This is a genomic window from Thermomonas sp. HDW16, from assembly GCF_011302915.1.
Classification (GTDB): Bacteria; Pseudomonadota; Gammaproteobacteria; order Xanthomonadales; family Xanthomonadaceae; genus Thermomonas.
The window spans coordinates 2,324,872-2,342,781 of sequence record NZ_CP049872.1 but is presented as its reverse complement, the minus strand read 5'-3'; the positions used below and the strand labels follow the sequence as shown (position 1 = coordinate 2,342,781).

At 65.5% G+C, this 17,910-nt stretch carries 18 protein-coding genes; 14 read left to right on the top strand and 4 right to left on the bottom strand.

The features are described from left to right. Window positions 1–58: 58 nt before the first annotated feature. Entirely contained in the window at window positions 59–2,230 is a 2,172-nt protein-coding gene (locus G7079_RS11025; RefSeq protein ID WP_166057352.1) for a S46 family peptidase, read from the top strand. A gap of 66 nt (window positions 2,231–2,296) precedes the next feature. On the opposite strand, the gene G7079_RS11020 is transcribed toward G7079_RS11025, so the two are convergent. Further along, window positions 2,297–2,689, bottom strand: coding sequence for a DUF3224 domain-containing protein (locus G7079_RS11020; protein ID WP_166057351.1), 393 nt, complete (start codon window positions 2,687–2,689; stop codon window positions 2,297–2,299). Window positions 2,690–2,791: 102 nt separating this feature from the next. Here G7079_RS11020 and G7079_RS11015 point away from each other — a divergent pair, with 102 nt between their 5' ends. The 6 genes from G7079_RS11015 (at window position 2,792) to G7079_RS10990 (ending at window position 8,741) form a co-directional block, all read left to right on the top strand. Further along, the gene (locus G7079_RS11015) at window positions 2,792–3,442 is read left to right on the top strand and encodes a histidine phosphatase family protein (protein WP_166057350.1); all 651 of its coding nucleotides are present in this window, start codon (window positions 2,792–2,794) and stop codon (window positions 3,440–3,442) included. A 22-nt stretch (window positions 3,443–3,464) separates the two neighbouring features. Continuing rightward, on the top strand, window positions 3,465–4,730 hold the full coding sequence (gene folC, locus G7079_RS11010) for a bifunctional tetrahydrofolate synthase/dihydrofolate synthase (RefSeq protein ID WP_166057349.1): 1,266 nt from the start codon (window positions 3,465–3,467) through the stop codon (window positions 4,728–4,730). Between the two features lie 60 nt (window positions 4,731–4,790). Continuing rightward, entirely contained in the window at window positions 4,791–5,801 is a 1,011-nt protein-coding gene (locus G7079_RS11005) for an SPOR domain-containing protein (RefSeq protein WP_166057348.1), read from the top strand. Window positions 5,802–5,831: 30 nt separating this feature from the next. Continuing rightward, window positions 5,832–7,301 (top strand): amidophosphoribosyltransferase, encoded by a 1,470-nt coding sequence (gene purF / locus G7079_RS11000; protein ID WP_166057347.1) that lies wholly within the window; start codon window positions 5,832–5,834, stop codon window positions 7,299–7,301. Window positions 7,302–7,410: 109 nt separating this feature from the next. Continuing rightward, window positions 7,411–8,214: a ferritin-like domain-containing protein gene (locus G7079_RS10995; protein WP_166057346.1), complete on the top strand. Its 804-nt coding sequence runs from the start codon at window positions 7,411–7,413 to the stop codon at window positions 8,212–8,214. Between the two features lie 62 nt (window positions 8,215–8,276). Further along, window positions 8,277–8,741, top strand: coding sequence for a hypothetical protein (locus G7079_RS10990; RefSeq protein WP_166057345.1), 465 nt, complete (start codon window positions 8,277–8,279; stop codon window positions 8,739–8,741). On the opposite strand, the gene G7079_RS10985 is transcribed toward G7079_RS10990, so the two are convergent. Continuing rightward, window positions 8,742–9,473, bottom strand: coding sequence for a UDP-2,3-diacylglucosamine diphosphatase (locus tag G7079_RS10985; protein WP_166057344.1), 732 nt, complete (start codon window positions 9,471–9,473; stop codon window positions 8,742–8,744). 189 nt (window positions 9,474–9,662) lie between these two features. Here G7079_RS10985 and gltX point away from each other — a divergent pair, with 189 nt between their 5' ends. Both gltX and G7079_RS10975 read left to right on the top strand, forming a co-directional pair. Then, window positions 9,663–11,069, top strand: a complete 1,407-nt coding sequence (gene gltX, locus G7079_RS10980; protein ID WP_166057343.1) for a glutamate--tRNA ligase — start codon at window positions 9,663–9,665, stop codon at window positions 11,067–11,069. A 9-nt stretch (window positions 11,070–11,078) separates the two neighbouring features. Beyond that, on the top strand, window positions 11,079–11,570 hold the full coding sequence (locus G7079_RS10975) for a transcriptional repressor (RefSeq protein ID WP_166057342.1): 492 nt from the start codon (window positions 11,079–11,081) through the stop codon (window positions 11,568–11,570). A 9-nt stretch (window positions 11,571–11,579) separates the two neighbouring features. Here G7079_RS10975 and G7079_RS10970 read toward each other — a convergent pair whose 3' ends face one another. Beyond that, complete coding sequence (locus G7079_RS10970; RefSeq protein ID WP_166057341.1) at window positions 11,580–12,815, bottom strand: MFS transporter; 1,236 nt, start codon at window positions 12,813–12,815, stop codon at window positions 11,580–11,582. Between the two features lie 167 nt (window positions 12,816–12,982). Between G7079_RS10970 and G7079_RS10965 the strand changes: the two genes are divergently transcribed. The 5 genes from G7079_RS10965 (at window position 12,983) to G7079_RS10945 (ending at window position 16,760) form a co-directional block, all read left to right on the top strand. Next, window positions 12,983–14,344 carry a hypothetical protein gene (locus G7079_RS10965; RefSeq protein WP_166057340.1) on the top strand — a complete coding sequence of 454 codons (1,362 nt, stop codon included), beginning with the start codon at window positions 12,983–12,985 and terminating at the stop codon, window positions 14,342–14,344. Window positions 14,345–14,354: 10 nt separating this feature from the next. Next, on the top strand, window positions 14,355–15,254 hold the full coding sequence (locus G7079_RS10960) for a zinc ABC transporter substrate-binding protein (protein ID WP_166057339.1): 900 nt from the start codon (window positions 14,355–14,357) through the stop codon (window positions 15,252–15,254). Further along, on the top strand, window positions 15,251–16,063 hold the full coding sequence (locus G7079_RS10955) for a metal ABC transporter permease (protein ID WP_206203207.1): 813 nt from the start codon (window positions 15,251–15,253) through the stop codon (window positions 16,061–16,063). The genes G7079_RS10960 and G7079_RS10955 overlap by 4 nt, the downstream gene beginning before the upstream one ends. Window positions 16,064–16,106: 43 nt before the next feature. Beyond that, window positions 16,107–16,514 carry a MerC domain-containing protein gene (locus tag G7079_RS10950; RefSeq protein WP_166057338.1) on the top strand — a complete coding sequence of 136 codons (408 nt, stop codon included), beginning with the start codon at window positions 16,107–16,109 and terminating at the stop codon, window positions 16,512–16,514. 66 nt (window positions 16,515–16,580) lie between these two features. Next, on the top strand, window positions 16,581–16,760 hold the full coding sequence (locus G7079_RS10945; RefSeq protein ID WP_166057337.1) for a 30S ribosomal protein THX: 180 nt from the start codon (window positions 16,581–16,583) through the stop codon (window positions 16,758–16,760). 60 nt (window positions 16,761–16,820) lie between these two features. Here the strand turns inward: G7079_RS10945 and G7079_RS10940 are convergent, their stop codons facing one another. Beyond that, window positions 16,821–17,882 (bottom strand): dipeptidase, encoded by a 1,062-nt coding sequence (locus G7079_RS10940; RefSeq protein WP_166057336.1) that lies wholly within the window; start codon window positions 17,880–17,882, stop codon window positions 16,821–16,823. Window positions 17,883–17,910: the final 28 nt, after the last annotated feature.

Genomic DNA, 17,910 nt, shown 5'->3' with positions numbered 1-17,910 from the left:
CGCATTCGAGCCGGCGACGATACATGCACGACTGAACACGAACCGAAAGGAAACGATGATGCGCAAGACGATGCTGGCCACGGGAATCGCCGTGGCAACGATGGGAATCGCACTCTCCGCAAGCGCGGGCGAGGGCATGTGGGTGCCGCAGCAGTTGCCGGGAATCGCCGGACCGCTGAAGGCGGCTGGCCTGAAGCTGGATCCGAAGCAGCTGGCGAACCTCACCGGCGACCCGATGGGCGCGGTGGTCTCGCTGGGTGGTTGCACCGCGAGCTTCGTCTCCCCGCAGGGGCTGGTGGCGACCAACCATCACTGCGCGTACGGCGCGATCCAGTTGAATTCCACCGCCGAGAAGAACCTGATCAAGGACGGCTTCAACGCACCGACGTATGGCGATGAGCTGTCGGCCGGCCCGAACGCGCGCATCTACGTGCTGGACGAAATCACCGATGTCACCGCGCAGGCCAAGGCGGCGATGGCGGCGGCCGGCAACGATCCGCTCAAGCGCAGCGACGCGCTGGACGACTTCGAGAAGAAGCTCACCGGCGATTGCGAAGCCGAAGCCGGTTTCCGCTGCCGCGTGTACAGCTTCATGGGCGGCAACACCTACCGCCTGTTCAAGAACATCGAGATCAAGGACGTGCGCCTGGCCTATGCACCGCCCGGCAGCGTGGGCAAGTTCGGCGGTGATATCGACAACTGGATGTGGCCGCGCCACACCGGCGATTTCTCGTTCTATCGCGCCTACGTGGGCAAGGACGGCAAGCCGGCCGCGTTCAGCAAGGACAACGTGCCCTACCAGCCCAAGCACTGGCTGAAGATCGCCGACAAGCCGCTGGGTGCGGGCGATTTCGTGATGGTCGCGGGCTATCCGGGCCGCACCGATCGTTACGCACTGGTGGCGGAGTTCCAGAACACCCAGGACTGGCGTTATCCGGCCATCGCCAAGGCGTACAAGGACCAGATCGCATTGGTCGCGGCTGCCGGCAAGACCAACCCCGACATCGCGGTGAAGTACGCCAACAACATGGCCGGCTGGAACAACACCAGCAAGAACTACGAAGGCCAGCTGGAAGGTTTCGCGCGCAATGACGTACTCGGCATCAAACGCCGCGAGGAAGCGGCAGTGCTGGCGTGGCTGCGCGCGCAGGGCGACAAGGGCCAGGCGGCACTGGCGGCGCATGCCGCGCTGGAGGCCATGGTCGAACAGGACAAACGCACCCAGGAGCGCGACCTGGTGGTCGGCATGTTCAACCGCACCAGCGTGCTGGGCACCGCCGTCAATCTGTACCGATTGGCCATCGAGAACGCCAAGCCGAACGCCGAGCGCGAAAGCGGCTACCAGGAGCGCGACCTGCCCGGCATCGAGGGCAGCCTGAAGCAGATGGAGCGCCGTTACGTGCCGGCGATGGATCGCCAGCTGCAGGCCTACTGGCTGGAGCGTTACGCGCAACTGCCTACTGGCCAGCGCGTCGCGGCTTTGGATAAATGGCTGGGCGGCAGCGACAAGTCGGCAGTGGATGCCGCGCTGAAGCGCCTGGACGGCACCACACTGGGCAGCACCGAGGAACGCCTGAAGTGGTTCAAGGCCGACAAGGCCGCCTTTGAAGCCAGCACCGACCCGGCCATCCAGTACGCAGTGGCGGTGATGCCGACCATGTTGCAGATGGAGCAGCAGGCCAAGATCGAACGCGGCCAGGCCCTGCAGGCGCGCCCGGTCTTCCTGCAGGCCGTGGCGGACTACAAGAAGAGCAAGGGCGAGTTCGTCTATCCGGATGCCAATTCCTCGCTGCGCATCACCTTCGGCAACGTCAAGGGCTACACCAAGCTCGATGGCAGCGTGCAGCAGCCGTTCACCCTGCTGGAGCAGGTCGCCGCCAAGGAAACCGGCGCCGATCCGTTCGACAATCCGAAGGCGTTGCTCGATGCGGTGAAGGCCAAGCGCTACAGCGGTTTGGCCGACAAGCGCCTGGGCACCGTGCCGGTGAACTTCCTGTCCGATCTGGACATCACCGGCGGCAATTCCGGTTCGCCGGTGCTGGACGCGCAGGGCAAGCTGGTCGGGCTGGCGTTCGACGGCAACATCGAATCGGTGTCCAGCAACTGGGTGTTCGACCCGGTGATGACCCGCATGATCTCGGTCGACCAGCGCTACATGCGCTGGATCATGCAGGAAGTGATGCCTGCGCCGCAGCTGCTCAAGGAAATGGGCGTCGCACCGAAGAAGTGATGCGGTCGCGTACTGCGTGACATGGAAACGCCGGCCTCGTGCCGGCGTTTCCGTTTGCGCGATGGCTCAGTCGCGGAAGTCGTAGTCGAAGGTGTAGAAGTGCTTGCCGTCGACGATGTCGATGGCGATGCGTCCGCGCAGGCCAACCAGTTCATCGGTACCGGTATCCGGCACCACTGTCAGGTCCAGCGAGGGCTTGCCGCGATCCATGATGCCGTTGTGCTGGGCGAAGAAACTGCCCTTGCGCCCGTCCAGCGTGCCTTCGATGCGCTCGATCGCCACGTATGCGCCGGAACCCGGCACCGGCGACATCACCGCCAGCATATGCACCACGCTGCTCGCATCCAGCGGCCCGTGGAAGCGCTTGTCGAAGCGCGAATGGCCCACGCTGGCGCCGCCGCCGATATCCAGTTCGTCCTGCGGAATGCGCTTGACCTCGAATTCGCCCTTGGCCTGCATCGATGGCACCTCCTGGATGGCTGTCCAGCCTACCGCAACCGGGTAAAACGGCAGTCGAACTGCTAGGCTGGTGCACCGCAACAAACGACGCGAACGCACCGCATGCGAATCCTGCTCGCCCGCCACGGCGAAACCCCGTGGAATGCCGAAGGCCGTTACCAGGGCCAGGAAGACATCCCGCTGTCGGAAGTCGGTATCGCCCAGGCCACTGCGCTGGGCCAACGCCTGCGCGAAGTGCAGATCGACCGCGCCATCGCCTCGCCGCTGTCGCGCGCACGCCGTACGGCGGAGCTGGCGCTGGGCGAAGCGCGTGCCGCGCAGCTGATGTTCGATGGCGGCTTGATGGAAATCGGCCATGGCGAGTGGGAAGGCCTGCTGGCCAGCGAGATTCGCGAGCGCGATCCCGAGCGCCTCACCGCCTGGCGCGATGCCCCGGATACGGTGCAGATGCCGGGCGAGGGCGGCGAATCGTTGCAACAGGTGCTCGATCGCGCCTGGCCTGCCTTCGCCCGCGCCTGCGCCGGCCTGGGCGAAGACGGCACCTTGCTGGTCGTCGCCCACGATGCGGTGAACCGTGTGCTGCTGTGCCGCGTGCTCGGCATCCCGCTGTCGAAGCTGTGGACGTTCCGCCAGGCGCCCACCACGCTCAACCTGCTGGAAGGCGGTAGCGTGGAGTCACTAGACGTGGTGCGCTTGAACGATTGCAGCCATCACACCGCGCTGTTCGGCGAAGCGGTGCATCGGGCGCTGTAATCGTTCGACCTACAATTCGCATATGCCAAAGACGCTTGCCGACTGGCTCGACTTCATCGAACGCCAGCACCCGAAATCCATCGACATGGGCCTTGCGCGCGTGCGCGAAGTTTCTTCGCGGATGGGCTTGAAGCGCCCGGCCAAGCGCGTCATCACGGTCGGCGGTACCAACGGCAAGGGCTCCACCGTGGCCTTCGTCGAGAGCATCGCCCGCGCGCACGGCTGGAAGGTGGGCAGCTACACCTCGCCGCACCTGTTGCACTACAACGAGCGCGTGCGCATCGATGGTGTCGATGCCGACGACGCAGCGCTGGTTGCCGGCTTCGAAGCCGTCCACGTCGCGCGTGGCGATACCCCGTTGACCTATTTCGAGTACGGCACGCTGTGCGCGCTGTGGTTGTTTTCGCGCAGCAAGCTGGATCTTGCGGTGCTGGAAGTGGGCTTGGGCGGGCGGCTGGATGCGGTGAACATCGTCGATGCCGATGCCGCGATCATCACCACCGTCGATCTCGACCACCAGGATTGGCTGGGCGATGACATCGAGGCGATCGGGTTCGAGAAAGCCGGCATCGCCCGCCCGTTCAAGCCCTTGATCCTGGGCGATGACGATCCGCCGGCCAGCGTGCTGCGCCATGCCTACGCGATCGGCGCGCAATCCTGGCGGATCGCCAACGATTTCTTCGCCGAACCGATCGATGCAGACACCTGGCGCTGGCGCGAGGTGGGTTTCTCGATGACCTTGCCGATGCCCGCGCTGGCTGCGCCCGTGCAGTTGCGCAATGCCGCCTGCGCCATCGCCGCATTGCGTTCGTTGAAGGCGCGTATCGACAAGCGCGTGTATGCCGAGGGCGTCGCCAATGCGCGCATCGCCGGGCGCTTGCAGCGTTTCGAGCAGGGCGGGGTGGAAGTGTTGGTCGATGTCGGCCACAACCCGCAGGCCGCGCGCGCGCTGGCGACGTGGCTGCGCAAACAGCCGGCAAGGCGAACGCTAGCGGTGTATGCCGCACTCGTCGACAAGGATGCGGTTGGCGTAGTGGGGGCGCTGGAAAGCGTGGTGGACGCCTGGCATATCGCCGGACTGGCCGATGCCGGCCCGCGCGGGCAGGGCGTGGACGATTTCGCGCAGCGGCTGGCCGGAACCGCGGCGGCCGATGCCGCGCGCCATGCCTATGTCGTGGCTGCACTGGACGCCGCCATTGCGCAGGCGGCGCCAGGCGAGCGGGTGCTGGTATTTGGCTCGTTCCACACCGCCGCCGCCGCTTTGCAGCGACTCGCGGGCAACGGTTAAGCCGGGACAACGGCGCGGGCCGCTATAATTCGCGCGCCCCCCGTTCGCCGGTTCCCGTCGATGGATTCTTCCCTGAAGCAGCGCCTGGTTGGCGCGATCGTGCTGATCGCGCTGGCGGTCATTTTCCTGCCCATGCTGGTCAAGGGCCCGGCGCCCGACAGCGGCGTGTCCGATGTGCCGCTGGATATCCCCGCCGAACCCAAGCCCGCGGGCGATGCCACCACCCGTGATTTTTCGCTGACCGAGCCCGGTGCAACCCCGCAAGGCGGTGCCGTCGGCATGCCCACGGCCACGCCGGACTCGGCCAGCGCCGAACCCGCGCAAGATGGCATGTTCCCGGCTGTCGCGGCGGGCGATTACGCCGTGAGCTTCGGCAGCTATACCAGTGCCGCCGATGCCGACAAGGTCATCGCCGCGTTGCGCAGTGCGGAACTGCCGGGTTATCGCGAAACGGTGCAACTCAATGGTCGAGAGGCGCAGCGCGTGCGCATCGGCCCGTTCGCGGATCGCGCCGTGGCCGAGGCCGCGCGCCTGCGCGCCACGCAGGTAAGCGAGGGCGTCGGTGCCAAGGTCGTAGCGCTCGATGCAAACACGGCGCCGGCATCGACCGCTGTCGCGGCGCCATCGCCCGTGCCGGTGAAGGCAGAGCCGTTGCCGCCTGCACCCAAGCCCGTCGCCATCGCGCCTGCGCCGAAGCCCACCGCACCTGCCCCCGTCACCAAGCCGATCATAGAACCCAAGCCTGCCGCGCCGGCACCGGCAAAGCCGGTGGCTGCCACGCCGCCCGCGCCGAAGCCGGAGCCCGTATCGCAACCGAAGCCGGCCGATACCAGCAAGACCGGTTTCGCGGTGCAGGTGGGCGCATTCGCCGATGCCAACGCAGCCACCGCCCTGCGCGACAAGCTGCGTGGCGCCGGCTTCAACGCATTCACCGACACGGTGAATACCGATGCCGGCAAGCGCACCCGCGTGCGCGTGGGCCCGGCGATGAATCGCGCCGAAGCAGACCAGTTGAAAGCCAGCGTGCAGGCGAAGCTCGGCATCGCCGGCATCGTCCGCCCGCATCCATAACCGCAATCGTTCGAACAGGAAAACAGCGCCATGTGCGGCATCGTCGGAATCGTCGGCCAGACCGAAGTCGCAGCGCAGCTGTATGACGGGCTGACCGTGCTGCAGCATCGTGGGCAGGATGCCGCGGGGATCGCGACCGCGGATGGCGGCAAGTTGCGCGTGCACAAAGGCAATGGCCTGGTGCGCGATGTGTTCGATGCGAAGGCGATGGCCCTGCTCGATGGCCGCGTCGGCATCGCCCATTGCCGCTACCCGACCGCCGGCAGCGAAGGCAGCGACGAAGCGCAACCGTTCTACGTCAACTCGCCGTTCGGCATCGCGTTGGCGCATAACGGTAACCTGATCAATACCGACGCGCTTCGCCGCGAGGTGTTCGAGCAGGATCGCCGCAACGTCAATACCGAATCCGATTCCGAAGTGCTGCTCAACGTGTTCGCGCACGAATTGGACACGCAGAAGGCGCTGACGCCGGACGCCGCGTTCCGCGCGATCGAAGGCGTGAACCGCCGCGCCAAGGGCGGCTATGCGGTGGTCTGCACCGTGCTGGGCCTGGGCCTGGTCGCGTTCCGCGATCCGCACGGCATCCGTCCGTTGGTGCTGGGCAAGCGCACGATGGCAGGCGGCGACGAATACATCATCGCGTCCGAATCGGTTGCGCTGGACGTGCTGGGCTTCGAACGCGTGCGCGATGTCGAGCCGGGCGAGGGCATCGTGATCACCGCGCGCGGCGAACTGTTCGCGCAACAGTGCGCGCCGCAGCAGGCGCATGCGCCGTGCATCTTCGAGTACGTGTATTTCGCGCGGCCGGACTCGATGATCGAGGAAATTTCGGTGCACAAGGCACGGATGCGCATGGGCGTGACCCTCGGCGAGAAGATCCTGCGCGAGCGCCCGGACCACGACATCGACGTGGTGATCCCGATTCCCGACACCAGCCGCGATTCCGCGCTGGAGATCGCCAATACATTGGGCGTGAAGTACCGCGAGGGCTTCATCAAGAACCGTTACGTCGGCCGCACCTTCATCATGCCGGGGCAGGGCGAGCGCGCGAAATCGGTGAAGCGCAAGCTCAACCCGATCCCGCTTGAATTCAAGAACCGGGTGGTGCTGCTGGTGGACGATTCCATCGTGCGCGGCACCACCAGCAAGCAGATCGTGCAGATGGCGCGCGATGCCGGCGCCAAGAAGGTTTACCTGGCCTCCGCCGCGCCGCCGGTGCGCTTCCCGAACATCTACGGCATCGACATGCCTTCGCCCGACGAGCTGGTGGCGCATGATCGCAGCGAGAAAGACGTCGAAGAGTTGCTGGGTTGCGACTGGTTGATCTACCAGGACTTGTCCGACCTGGAAGCGGCGGTCGCGGGCCCGAAATTCCCGGGCCGCAAGTTCGACAGTTCCTGCTTCAGCGGGGAATACGTCACCGGCGTGGAGCCGGGTTATTTCGAACGGATCGAGCAGTTGCGTTCGGATGAGGCGAAGAAGAAGCGCAGGGCGAGCTGAAGATGGCTTGTCGATGGGCGAGTGCCCGGGTGCGTTTCAATTCGCTCCCCGATACTCGCTCGGTTGAAACGCACCCGGGCACTCGCCATGGCAGTTGCCGGCAATCGTGATGAAGAGCCTGTTCGCCGCCGCCCGCACTTGCCTGGACGCATCATCGCCCGAGGCCAAGCTGGCCTCCACGTTCGACGTCGCCGCCGCCTTCGCGCGCGGCGAACTGGTGATCGATGCCGCTGCGCCTGCCCCCGAACCGATCCACATGCCGGGTCGCCCCGCACGGCCGACACTGGTGCATCCGCGCGAACTGCCGCGTCGCGGTTTCGGCAGCAATGAAGGCCGTGCGGCGTTCATCCACGCAGTAGCGCACATCGAATTCAATGCCATCGACCTGGCCTGGGATGCGGTCTACCGCTTCCGTGGCATGCCCACGGAGTACTACGCGGACTGGGTATCGGTCGCGAATGACGAAGCACGACATTTTTCGCTGCTGCGCGCACGACTGAAAGAGTTCGGCCACGACTACGGCGATTTCGACGCGCACAACGGCTTGTGGGAAATGGCCGAGAAAACCGCCCACGATGGTCTTGCTCGCATGGCATTGGTGCCGCGCGTGCTGGAGGCGCGCGGGCTGGACGTGACGCCGGGGATGATCGTGAAACTGCGCGCGCTGGGCGACGACGCCACCGCCGATATCCTGGAAGTGATCCTGCGCGAGGAAGTGGCGCATGTCGCCGCCGGCTCGCGCTGGTATCGCTGGCATTGCGAACGCGCCGGCATCGAGCCACGCGCACGCTTCCGCGAGCTGCTGCACGAATACGCCACCGGCGTGCTGCACAAGCCATTCAATACCGAGGCGCGGCTGGAGGCCGGCTTCGACATCGAAGAACTCGAAAGCCTGCTGGCCGCCGCCGACTGACGGTTATCGCCGGTTGCCGTGGATTTCGGCACACTCGGTCGTATCCATCCGGGAGGATTGCCATGAAGCTCGCCATCGCCTCGTTGTCCCTGCTGCTGGCCGCCTGCAGCTCGCCGCAGCCATCGTCCGAATCTTCACCACAGCCCGAAGCGGCCGTACCCGCTGCAACGCCCGCTGCGCCGGCAGTCGCCGAAGCGCCGATGGCCAAGCGCGCGCCCGACGACACCACGCCGCCGATGACGGTCTTCCGCGCATTCGGTACCGAGCCGTTCTGGAACATCAATGTCGAAGGCGACACCCTGACCTACACCACGCCGGACGATCAGGTGGGCGTGGCGATGCAGGGCACGCGTCGCGCGCTGGATGACGGCCTGGAACTCAGCGGCAGCCACGATGGCAAGGCCTTCGTGCTGGCCGTCACCGGCGGCCTGTGCAACGACGGCATGTCCGACAACGAATACGAACTGGACGCGACCTTCCGCTACGGCGATATCAACTACAAGGGCTGCGGCGAAGTGGCGAAGTGATCAGACTGCCGGTAGCGACACGAGATCGAATCCGTTCTCGCCCACCCGCAGCACCGAGCCCTGCTCATACCAGTCGCCCAGCACGATGCGGGACTCGCCGTTGATGTGATCGTGGATCGCCGGGCGATGGGTATGCCCGTGGATCATGCGGCGCACGCCGTAGCGCTTGAACCATTCCTGCACGGTGGTGTGCGACACGTCGCCGATGGTTTCCGCCATGCCGCTTGCGAGCAGTTCGCCATAACGCGCCTTGCTGGCGGCGCGCGCTTGTTCGGCGAAGGCCAACCGTGCCGGTAGCGGTTGCGAGAGGAATTGCGCCTGCCAGCGCGGGTCGCGGGTCTGCGCGCGAAACTGCTGATACGCCACATCGTCCGTGCACAGCAGGTCGCCGTGCAGGATCAGGGCGGGTTCGCCTTGCAGCAGGATCACAGCCGGATCGGGCAATAGCGTCATGCCGGCGCGTTGCGCGTAGTCCGCGCCGAGCAGGAAATCGCGATTGCCGCGAATGAAGTAGGTCGGCACGCCTGAGGCAGTGAGTGCACGCAGTTTTTCAGCGACGAAGGCGCCGGCTGCGGAGGGATCGTCATCGCCCACCCAGGCTTCGAACAAGTCGCCTAGGATGTAGAGCGCATCGGCCTCGCTGGCTTCTTCGTCGATGAAGCGCCCGAACAGTTCGGTGATGAACGGGCGCTCGGGGTCGAGGTGCAGGTCGGAGATGAACAGCGTGGTCATGCGCGAAGTGTAATCGGCCACACGCTCGCGGAGGATGCGGGCGCCGAGGGTGCCGGGCAGGCCGCGGCAGCGACATTTCGAGTCGCAGAGTGGGCTGCCCGGTACCCTCGACGCATCAACGGAACGAACTGGCAGGGGACCAGCCCTTCACCCGGCTAAAATACGCACATTCCGTTCGATGCCCCGCCCATGACCGTCCGCACCCGTTTCGCCCCCAGTCCCACCGGCTACCTGCATATCGGCGGCGCGCGCACCGCGCTGTATTGCTGGCTGGAAGCGCGCCACAAGGGCGGGCAGTTCATCCTGCGCATCGAGGACACCGACCGCGAGCGCAGCACGCAAGGCGCGATTGACGCCATCCTCGATGCGATGGCGTGGCTGGGCCTGAACTACGACGAAGGCCCGATCTACCAGACCGATCGGCTGGATCGCTACAAGGAAGTCGCCGAACAACTGGTCGCCTCCGGCCATGCCTACTACGCCTACGAGACGAAAGAAGAACTGGAGGCGATGCGCGAAGCGGCGATGGCCGCTGGCGAAAAGCCGCGCTACAACGGTGCGTATCGCGATGCGGACGCCGGTTGGCGCGATGACCCGAACCGGGTGATCCGCTTCAAGAATCCGCTGGATGGCGTGGTCGCGTGGGAGGACAAGGTCAAGGGCCGCATCGAGATCGCCAACAGCGAACTCGATGACCTGGTGATCTTCCGCAGCGACGGCTACGCCACCTACAACTTCGCGGTGGTGGTGGACGATATCGACATGCGCATCAGCGACGTGGTGCGTGGGGACGACCACGTCAACAACACCCCGCGGCAAATCAATATCTACACCGCGCTGGGCACGCCGGTACCGCATTTCGCCCATCTGCCGATGATCCTGGACGAGCAGGGCGCGAAGCTCAGCAAACGCACCGGCGCGGCCGATGTCATGCAGTACCGCGATGCCGGCTACCTGCCGCATGCGTTGCTGAATTACCTGGTGCGCCTCGGCTGGTCGCATGGCGACCAGGAAGTGTTCTCCATCGCCGAGATGCAATCGCTGTTCGACTTGGCCGACGTGAACGCGAAGGCTTCGCGCCTGGATTCGGCCAAGCTCGGCTGGCTCAACCAGCAGTACCTGAAGTCGGACGATCCCGATGCCGTCGCCAAGCATCTGGTTTGGCATCTGCAGCAGGCGGGTTACGACCTGGCGAAAGGCCCGAAGCCCGCCGACCTCGTTATCGCCCTGCGCGAGCGCGCGCAGACGCTGAAGGAAATGGCGGAGAAGTCCGCTGTGTGGTTTGGCCCGGTTACCGAATACGACGCAGCCGCCGTGGCCAAGCAGTTCAAGCCGGAAGCGCGCGGCCCGCTGGAGGAAGCGCGGGTGCGCTTGGCGGCGCTGGATCCGTGGTCCCCCGAAGCCATCGGCGAGGCACTGAAGGCCACCGCGGAAGCACAGGGCATCGGCATGGGCAAGATCGCGCAACCGATGCGCGTGGCGATCACCGGCACCCAGGTCAGCCCGGATATCGGCTGGACGGTTTATCTGTGCGGTCGCGACGAGGCCCTGGCGCGGGTCGACGCCGCCCTTGCAATGATCACATCGGGCACATAAATCGACGACATGGGCAACACGCACGCCTGCACGGATCCGCACCAACACGTCCACGACGCCGCCGGCTTCGTGGCAGCAGTGGAGCGTGCCTGCAATGAACGTGGCTTGCGATTGACCGCGATCCGCACGCGGGTGCTGTCGCTGGTGGCAGCAGCTGGCAAGCCGATCAAGGCCTATGACCTGCTGGAACAGGTGCGCGATGGCGAAGGCGCCGGGGCGGCCGCGCCGCCCACGGTGTATCGCGCGCTGGATTTCCTGATGGCGAATGGCTTCATCCACAAACTGGAATCGATCAACGCCTTCGTCGCCTGCCATCACCCGAACAGCGCGCAGCATTCGGTGCCGTTCCTGATCTGCGACCGCTGCCATTCGGCGATCGAACTGGAAGACGCCAGCATCGTCGAGACGCTGGACAGCGCCGCGCGCGCGCTGGGCTTCGCCCCGCAGGCGCAGACGCTGGAAGTGCACGGCCTGTGCGCGAAGTGCGCGCAGGCCAGCTGAACGTGGATATCAGGTCGTAGCAGCGGCGATGCGAGGCATCGGTTTCGCTTCGCGGATCGGCAGATTGGCGGTGGCCGCGAGCAGGGCCAGCACGATGTCGGCGTGCCACATCCACGAATAGTCGCCGAAGCGCTCTAGCGCTGATCCGCCCAGCCACGCGCCGAAGAAGCCGCCGATCTGGTGCGAGAGCAGGGTGAAGCCGAACAGGGTGGCGAGATAACGCGCACCGAATAGCTTGCCGATGATCCCGGCAGTCGGTGGCACGGTAGCGAGCCAAGTGAGGCCGAGGCCGGCGGCGAAGCCGTAGAACACCAGTGGCGTGGGTGGCAGCAGCAGGTACAGGCCGATCAGCAGCGCGCGGCTGGCATACATCAGCGCCAGCAGCGACTTCATCCGGTAGCGCTGGCCCAGCCAGCCAATGGCGAGGCTGCCGCCGACATTGAACAGGCCGATCAGTGCGAGTGCGGTGGCCGAGACCTTGTCCGACAACCCGCACAGCGCGATCTCGGTGGGCAGGTGGGTGACCAGAAAGGCGATGTGGAAGCCGCAGGTGAAGAAGCCGACATGCAGCAACCAGTAGCTGCGGTCGCGGAAGGCTATACGAAGTTGTTCGGACAGGCCGATGCCTTCGTTCGCGACGGGTTGCGGTTCGGTCGTTGTCGAGGCCGGTTTTTCGCGCCTGCGCAGCGGCCATGCCAATGGCAGCGTGGCCAGTGCGGCTGCAGCCAGCGCCCACATGCCGGCCGCCCAGCCTGCTGCGGAAATCACCGCCTGCGCGAACGGCGCGAACACGAACTGGCCGAACGAACCACCGGCATTGATCACGCCCGCCGCCATCGAGCGATTGCGTTCGTCGATGCGTTGCGCCACCGCGCCGATCAGCACCGAAAAGCTGCCAGCACCGGCACCCGCTGCGCCTAGGATTCCCAGCGTCAGTACCAGTCCCCATTGCGAAGTCAGCAGCGGTGCCAACGCCATGCCGACGACCAGCATGACGCCGCCGAATACCAGCACGCGGCCCGGCCCGCGCTTGTCCGCCCACATGCCGAACACCGGTTGCGCCGCGCCCCACGCCAGTTGCGCGATTGCCAGCGCGAAGCTGATCTGCACGATCGACAGGCCGGTGCCGGCGTGGATCGGCTGCACGAACAGGCCCAGCGATTGGCGGATGCCCATCGTGACCATCAGGGTGGCGGTGGCGGCCAGCACTAGCCACCAGGCATTGCGTCGCCTCGTTTCTGTCATCGGCGCATGACACCTGTACGCCGCGCAGGCGTCAATCGGTGGCGATGGAACGCTGAAGTGCCTGATGTGCGCGGCTTCGCTGGCCGCACATGCCGATCATCCTGTTGACGTGGGTTGCTCATGAAATGTTATGTTATAACTTACGCAATGAATTGAATCGGATCGGCATGAAGAAGACCTTGCTGGCGCTCGCCTTGCTATCGACGATGTCGGCGCCCGCCTTCGCGCAGAGCGACCACGACCGCATCGCCACGCTGGAAGCGCAAGTGCGTGCATTGCAAGCCGAGATCCAGGCCATGAAGGGCAATACGACGGCGCCGATGGCGAGTGCGCCCGCGACGACCGGCAATTCGATGGAAGCCGACATCGATGCACTTGCGGCCGCGCCCGAAGAGGCGTCTACGTCCGACGTGGCCACCAGCGTGGCCGCACCCGCTGGCGACAACAGTAGCAGCGGCAACGCGAACGCGTTCAATCCGGCGATGAGCGTCATCCTCAACGGCAGCTATTCGCACCATTCGCTCAACCCGGACGGCTACGTGCGCAGCGGTTTCCCGCTGGCCGGTGAAGCCGGGCCTGGCGCGCAGGGGCTGTCGCTGGGCGAAAGCGAGGTTTCGCTGTCCTCCAACATCGATGACAAGTTCTACGGCCAGCTGACGATGGCGGTCGGCAGCGAGGACGGCGAGGATCACCTTGGCGTCGAGGAGGCCTACATCGACACCACTGCGTTGCCGAACGGCTTCAGCCTGCGCCTGGGCCGGTTCTTCTCCAATGTTGGCTACCTCAACAGCCACCACGCGCATACCGACAGTTTCTTCGACCGTCCGCTGCCGTACCAGGCCTTCCTCGGCAACCAGTACGGCGACGATGGCGCGCAGCTGCGCTGGGTCGCACCGACCACGCTGTTCCTCGAAGTCGGTGGCGAGGTGTTCCGCGGGCAGCACTACCCAAGCGGCGGCGCGCAGCAGGGCGGCGTCGGCACGCGAACGTTGTTCGCGCATATCGGCGGCGATGCCGGCGCAAACAACGAATGGTTGGCGGGTGTCTCGATGCTGAAGACCAAGTCCGCCGGCAGCGAAGACGGTTTCGCCGGTGATGCCAAGGTCTACATCGCCGATGCCACCTGGAAGTGGGCACCGCACGGCAACTTCAAGGACGGCGGCTTCACCCTGCGTGGCGAATACATCCTCGACGATCGCAATGGCCTGTGGGTCGATCCGGAGGACGCAGGCAACACGCTTGCGTGGAACGGCCAGCGTCGCGGCGCTTACCTGGAGGGCGTGTATCGCTTCAACCGGACCTGGGACGCGGGCTACCGCTACGACAAGTTGTGGGGCGATGCCGCGTTGCCCTTCGGCAGTGCGTTCGATCCGTCCCGCGGCAGCGTGCAACTGACTTGGCGCAACAGCGAATTCAGCCTGTTCCGCCTGCAGCTCAGCCGCGATACGCCGAATCCTGCGGATAACGACAACACCATCACCCTGCAATACCAGACCAGCTTCGGCGCCCACGGCGCGCACAAGTTCTGAGGAGCCAACGATGAAACTGCTTGCGATTCCCGTCCTGTTGCTTGCCGCGTTGCTGTCCACGCCAGCGCAGGCGAAATTGAAGGTATTTGCCTGCGAACCCGAATGGGGCTCGCTGGTGCAGGAACTGGCTGGCGACAAGGTCGATGTCGACGTCGCCACGACCGCGCTGCAGGACGTGCACGTGATCGAAGCCAAACCCAGCCTGATCGCCAAGGTGCGTGCCGCCGATCTCGTGGTCTGCACCGGCGCCGGCCTTGAAGTAGGCTGGCTGCCGCAATTGCTGCAGCAGTCCGGCAACACCAAGGTCGCGAGCGGTCCCGGTGCGTTCATGGCGGCGATGCAGGTGAAGCGGCTGGAAGTGCCGACCACGCTGGATCGCGCCAACGGCGACGTCCACCCTGACGGCAATCCGCACGTGCAGATGGATCCGCGCCGCATCCTGGTGATCGCCAAGGCGCTGGGCGCACGGTTGGCGCAGGTCGACCCCGCCAATGCCGCCACCTACCAGACGCGCACCGACGACTTCACGAAGCGCTGGCTGGCCGCGATGGTGCGCTGGAAGGCCGAGGCTGCGCCGCTCAAGGGCCGCAAGGTGGTGGTCCACCACATCAGCTGGCCGTACCTGTGGGATTGGCTGGGCATCCAGCAGATCGGGGCGCTGGAACCGAAGCCGGCAGTGCCGCCGACGGCGGCGCATCTGGCCGCGCTGGTTGGCACGACCAAGGACAGCGACACCTTGGTGATCGTGCGCGCGGCGTACCAGGATCCGAAGCCGGCCGATTGGCTGTCCGAACGCACTGGCGTGCCGGCAGTCACCCTGCCGTTCACGGTCGGCGGCGATGCGCAGTCGAAGGATCTGTTCGGCCTGTTTGATTCCACCATCGACAAGTTGCTGGGGGCCGCCAAGTGACGCTGAACTGGGAAGGGCTGGATATCGGCATCCTCGGCCCAGCCTGCGTGGCCGGGTTGATCGTGCTGTCCACCCACGTGCCGTTGGGCAAGCAGGTGTTGAACCGCGGGATCATCTTCATCGATTTGGCGATCGCGCAGATCGCCGGGCTGGGCGTGATCCTGGCGCAGTACCTGGGCGTGGACGAACATGGATTCGGCGTGCAATTCGCGGCCGCGGCTGCGGCGCTGGGCGGTGCCGGCCTGCTGGCCTGGACCGACCGGCGCTGGCCACAGCTGCAGGAACCCCTGATCGGTACCCTGTTCGTGCTGGCCGCGACCGGTGGGCTGTTGCTGCTGGCCGACAATCCACAGGGTGGCGAGCACCTCAAGGACTTGCTGGTCGGGCAGATCCTGTGGGTGAGTTATGGCCAGCTGATTCCCGCGGCGATCCTGTCGGCGATCCTGCTGGGCGCGATGTGGCTGCGTCGCGGCCGGCTCACCGGCTTGCTGTTCTATGCCCTGTTCGCACTGGCGATCACCGCCTCGGTGCAGCTGGTGGGCGTGTACCTGGTCTTCGCAAGCCTGATCGTGCCGGCGCTGGCGACGATCAACATGCAGGGCCGGACGCGGCTGGTCGCCGCCTACCTGATCGGTTTGGCGGGCTACATCGGCGGATTGGTGTTGTCGGCGGTGCTGGATCTGCCGAGCGGGGCGATGATCGTCTGGGTGTTGGCAGGCTGTGCCTTGTTGGCGCAGGCGATCCCGGCGGTGCGTCGCGTGCATCCGGCGCAGGATGCGAATCAGGCCGCATTGGATGTCGCGGCTTGATGGCGTTCACACCGCCAGCCGCATCGATCGTTACAATATAACAATGACTCGGACGCAACACCGCCTGCTAGACCGCCTCGGCGCGACTGGTTCGCTACTGTGCGCGCTGCATTGCGCGTTGTTGCCGTTGCTGATCGCCTTGTTGCCCACGCTGGGCCTGGGCGGCGTGCTGGATGAGCGTTTCGAGCAGGCCTTCGTCCTCTTCGCCACCCTGGTGGGCGGTTACAGCGTACTGTCCGGTTATCAGCGCCACCGCCTGTGGCAGGCGCTGGCGCTGATGTTGCCGGGCCTGCTGATCCTGTGGCTGGGCGTGCTGTACCGGCCGTTGCACGAATCGGTCTGGCCGCATGCGTTGGTGATGACCTTGGGCGGCACGCTGGTGGGATTGGCGCACCTGGCCAACCTGAAGCTCAATGCCGGTCATGTGCATGGTGCCAGCTGCGCGCATTGATCGCGTGCTAGAATTCGCGCCCTCGCGCGTGTCGCGATTCAACTCATACGATTCAGGAGCAACACGATGGGCAAGGGCGACCGCAAGACTGCCAAGGGCAAGCGCTACAACTCCAGCTACGGCAACGCGCGTTCGAAGACCGTGACCAAGGCTGCCGGCACCGCTGCGGCGCCGGCGGTGAAGAAGGCTGCGACCAAGTCGGTTGCCAAGAAGGCCGTTGCCAAGAAAGCCGTCGCCAAGGCCTGATCGCCGGCGATGCGACGAAAACCCCGCCTCGGCGGGGTTTTCGCGTTTTAGGCGTGCGGATCAGCGTGCGGGCTTTTTCGCGCCGGCTTCAATCGCCGTCCATGCGCGCAACAGGTTGCCGCCCAGGATCTTGCGGATGTCGGCGTCCTTGTAGCCACGCGCTTGCAGGCCGGCGACCAGATGGGGGAAATCGGCCACGGTCTTGAGTTCGGCCGGCAGTTCGCCATCGACGCCGTCGAAGTCCGAGCCGATCCCGACATGGTCGATGCCGATCAGCTTCACCCCGTAGTCGATCTGGTCCAGCACCTGCGCCAGCGTGCTGCTGTGTGTTGGGTGCGCCTCGTTCCAGGCCTTGTCGAAGGCGGTGCGATCCTGCCCGGGTTTGCCTTGCGCCTTCAGTTCGGTGTTGCGCAGGTTGAAGTCGTTGATCGCGCGGAAATGCGCCTGGGTATCGGCGGCGCTGGCGGGGTCGATGAAGGCGGTGCCGAACGGCACCTGTACCACGCCGCCTTTGGCTGCAACGGCCTTGGCGATGTCATCGCTGATATTGCGCTCGAAGCCGGGAGTGAAATGGCGGAAGGCCGAATGGCTGGCGATCACCGGCACCGTGCTCAGCGCGATCGCTTCCTTCGCCGAGGCATCGCCCAGGTGCGAGACATCCACAATGATCCCCAGGCGATTCATCTCGCGCACCACGTCGCGGCCGAACGGGCTCAGCCCATTCCATTTTTTCTCAAGCGCATACGAAGAATCGGCGATGCGGTTGGCCGCGCTATGCGCCAGGGTGATGTAGCGCACCCCACGGTCGAAGAAGAACAGCACGTTCGCCAGCTTGTCGCCGAGCGGCGCGCCGTTCTCCATGCCCAGCGGCAGCAGTACGCGCCCGTCTTCCAGCAGGCGGTTGGTGTCGCGCGGGGAGGTGAGGATGGCGAACCTGTCCGGGTGCCGCTGCACCAGCGCTTCCACGCCGTCGATCATTTCGTTGGCGACTTGCCAGGCGCTGCCGTCGTCGTCCTGCTTCGGCGAGGTGTAGATCGACATGAACGCCACGTCCAGGCCGCCGGCGCGCGCCTTTGGATAGTCGAATTCGCGATCCTTGGCTTCGGCGCCAAGATCCGCCATTTGTCCATCAGGATGCCAGGTGCATCGA

Bases quoted from the DNA above. Each gene is read 5' to 3' on its own strand.
- G7079_RS10960 (WP_166057339.1), top strand. From the start codon at position 14,355: ATGAAACTGCTTGCGATTCCCGTCCTGTTGCTTGCCGCGTTGCTGTCC.
- G7079_RS10975 (WP_166057342.1), top strand. From the start codon at position 11,079: ATGGGCAACACGCACGCCTGCACGGATCCGCACCAACACGTCCACGAC.
- G7079_RS11025 (WP_166057352.1), top strand. From the start codon at position 59: ATGCGCAAGACGATGCTGGCCACGGGAATCGCCGTGGCAACGATGGGA.
- G7079_RS10940 (WP_166057336.1), bottom strand. From the start codon at position 17,882: ATGGCGGATCTTGGCGCCGAAGCCAAGGATCGCGAATTCGACTATCCA.
- G7079_RS10965 (WP_166057340.1), top strand. From the start codon at position 12,983: ATGAAGAAGACCTTGCTGGCGCTCGCCTTGCTATCGACGATGTCGGCG.
- G7079_RS10970 (WP_166057341.1), bottom strand. From the start codon at position 12,815: ATGACAGAAACGAGGCGACGCAATGCCTGGTGGCTAGTGCTGGCCGCC.
- G7079_RS10995 (WP_166057346.1), top strand. From the start codon at position 7,411: ATGAAGAGCCTGTTCGCCGCCGCCCGCACTTGCCTGGACGCATCATCG.
- G7079_RS11005 (WP_166057348.1), top strand. From the start codon at position 4,791: ATGGATTCTTCCCTGAAGCAGCGCCTGGTTGGCGCGATCGTGCTGATC.
- gltX (WP_166057343.1), top strand. From the start codon at position 9,663: ATGACCGTCCGCACCCGTTTCGCCCCCAGTCCCACCGGCTACCTGCAT.
- folC (WP_166057349.1), top strand. From the start codon at position 3,465: ATGCCAAAGACGCTTGCCGACTGGCTCGACTTCATCGAACGCCAGCAC.
- purF (WP_166057347.1), top strand. From the start codon at position 5,832: ATGTGCGGCATCGTCGGAATCGTCGGCCAGACCGAAGTCGCAGCGCAG.
- G7079_RS11015 (WP_166057350.1), top strand. From the start codon at position 2,792: ATGCGAATCCTGCTCGCCCGCCACGGCGAAACCCCGTGGAATGCCGAA.
- G7079_RS11020 (WP_166057351.1), bottom strand. From the start codon at position 2,689: ATGCAGGCCAAGGGCGAATTCGAGGTCAAGCGCATTCCGCAGGACGAA.
- G7079_RS10985 (WP_166057344.1), bottom strand. From the start codon at position 9,473: ATGACCACGCTGTTCATCTCCGACCTGCACCTCGACCCCGAGCGCCCG.
- G7079_RS10945 (WP_166057337.1), top strand. From the start codon at position 16,581: ATGGGCAAGGGCGACCGCAAGACTGCCAAGGGCAAGCGCTACAACTCC.
- G7079_RS10950 (WP_166057338.1), top strand. From the start codon at position 16,107: ATGACTCGGACGCAACACCGCCTGCTAGACCGCCTCGGCGCGACTGGT.
- G7079_RS10990 (WP_166057345.1), top strand. From the start codon at position 8,277: ATGAAGCTCGCCATCGCCTCGTTGTCCCTGCTGCTGGCCGCCTGCAGC.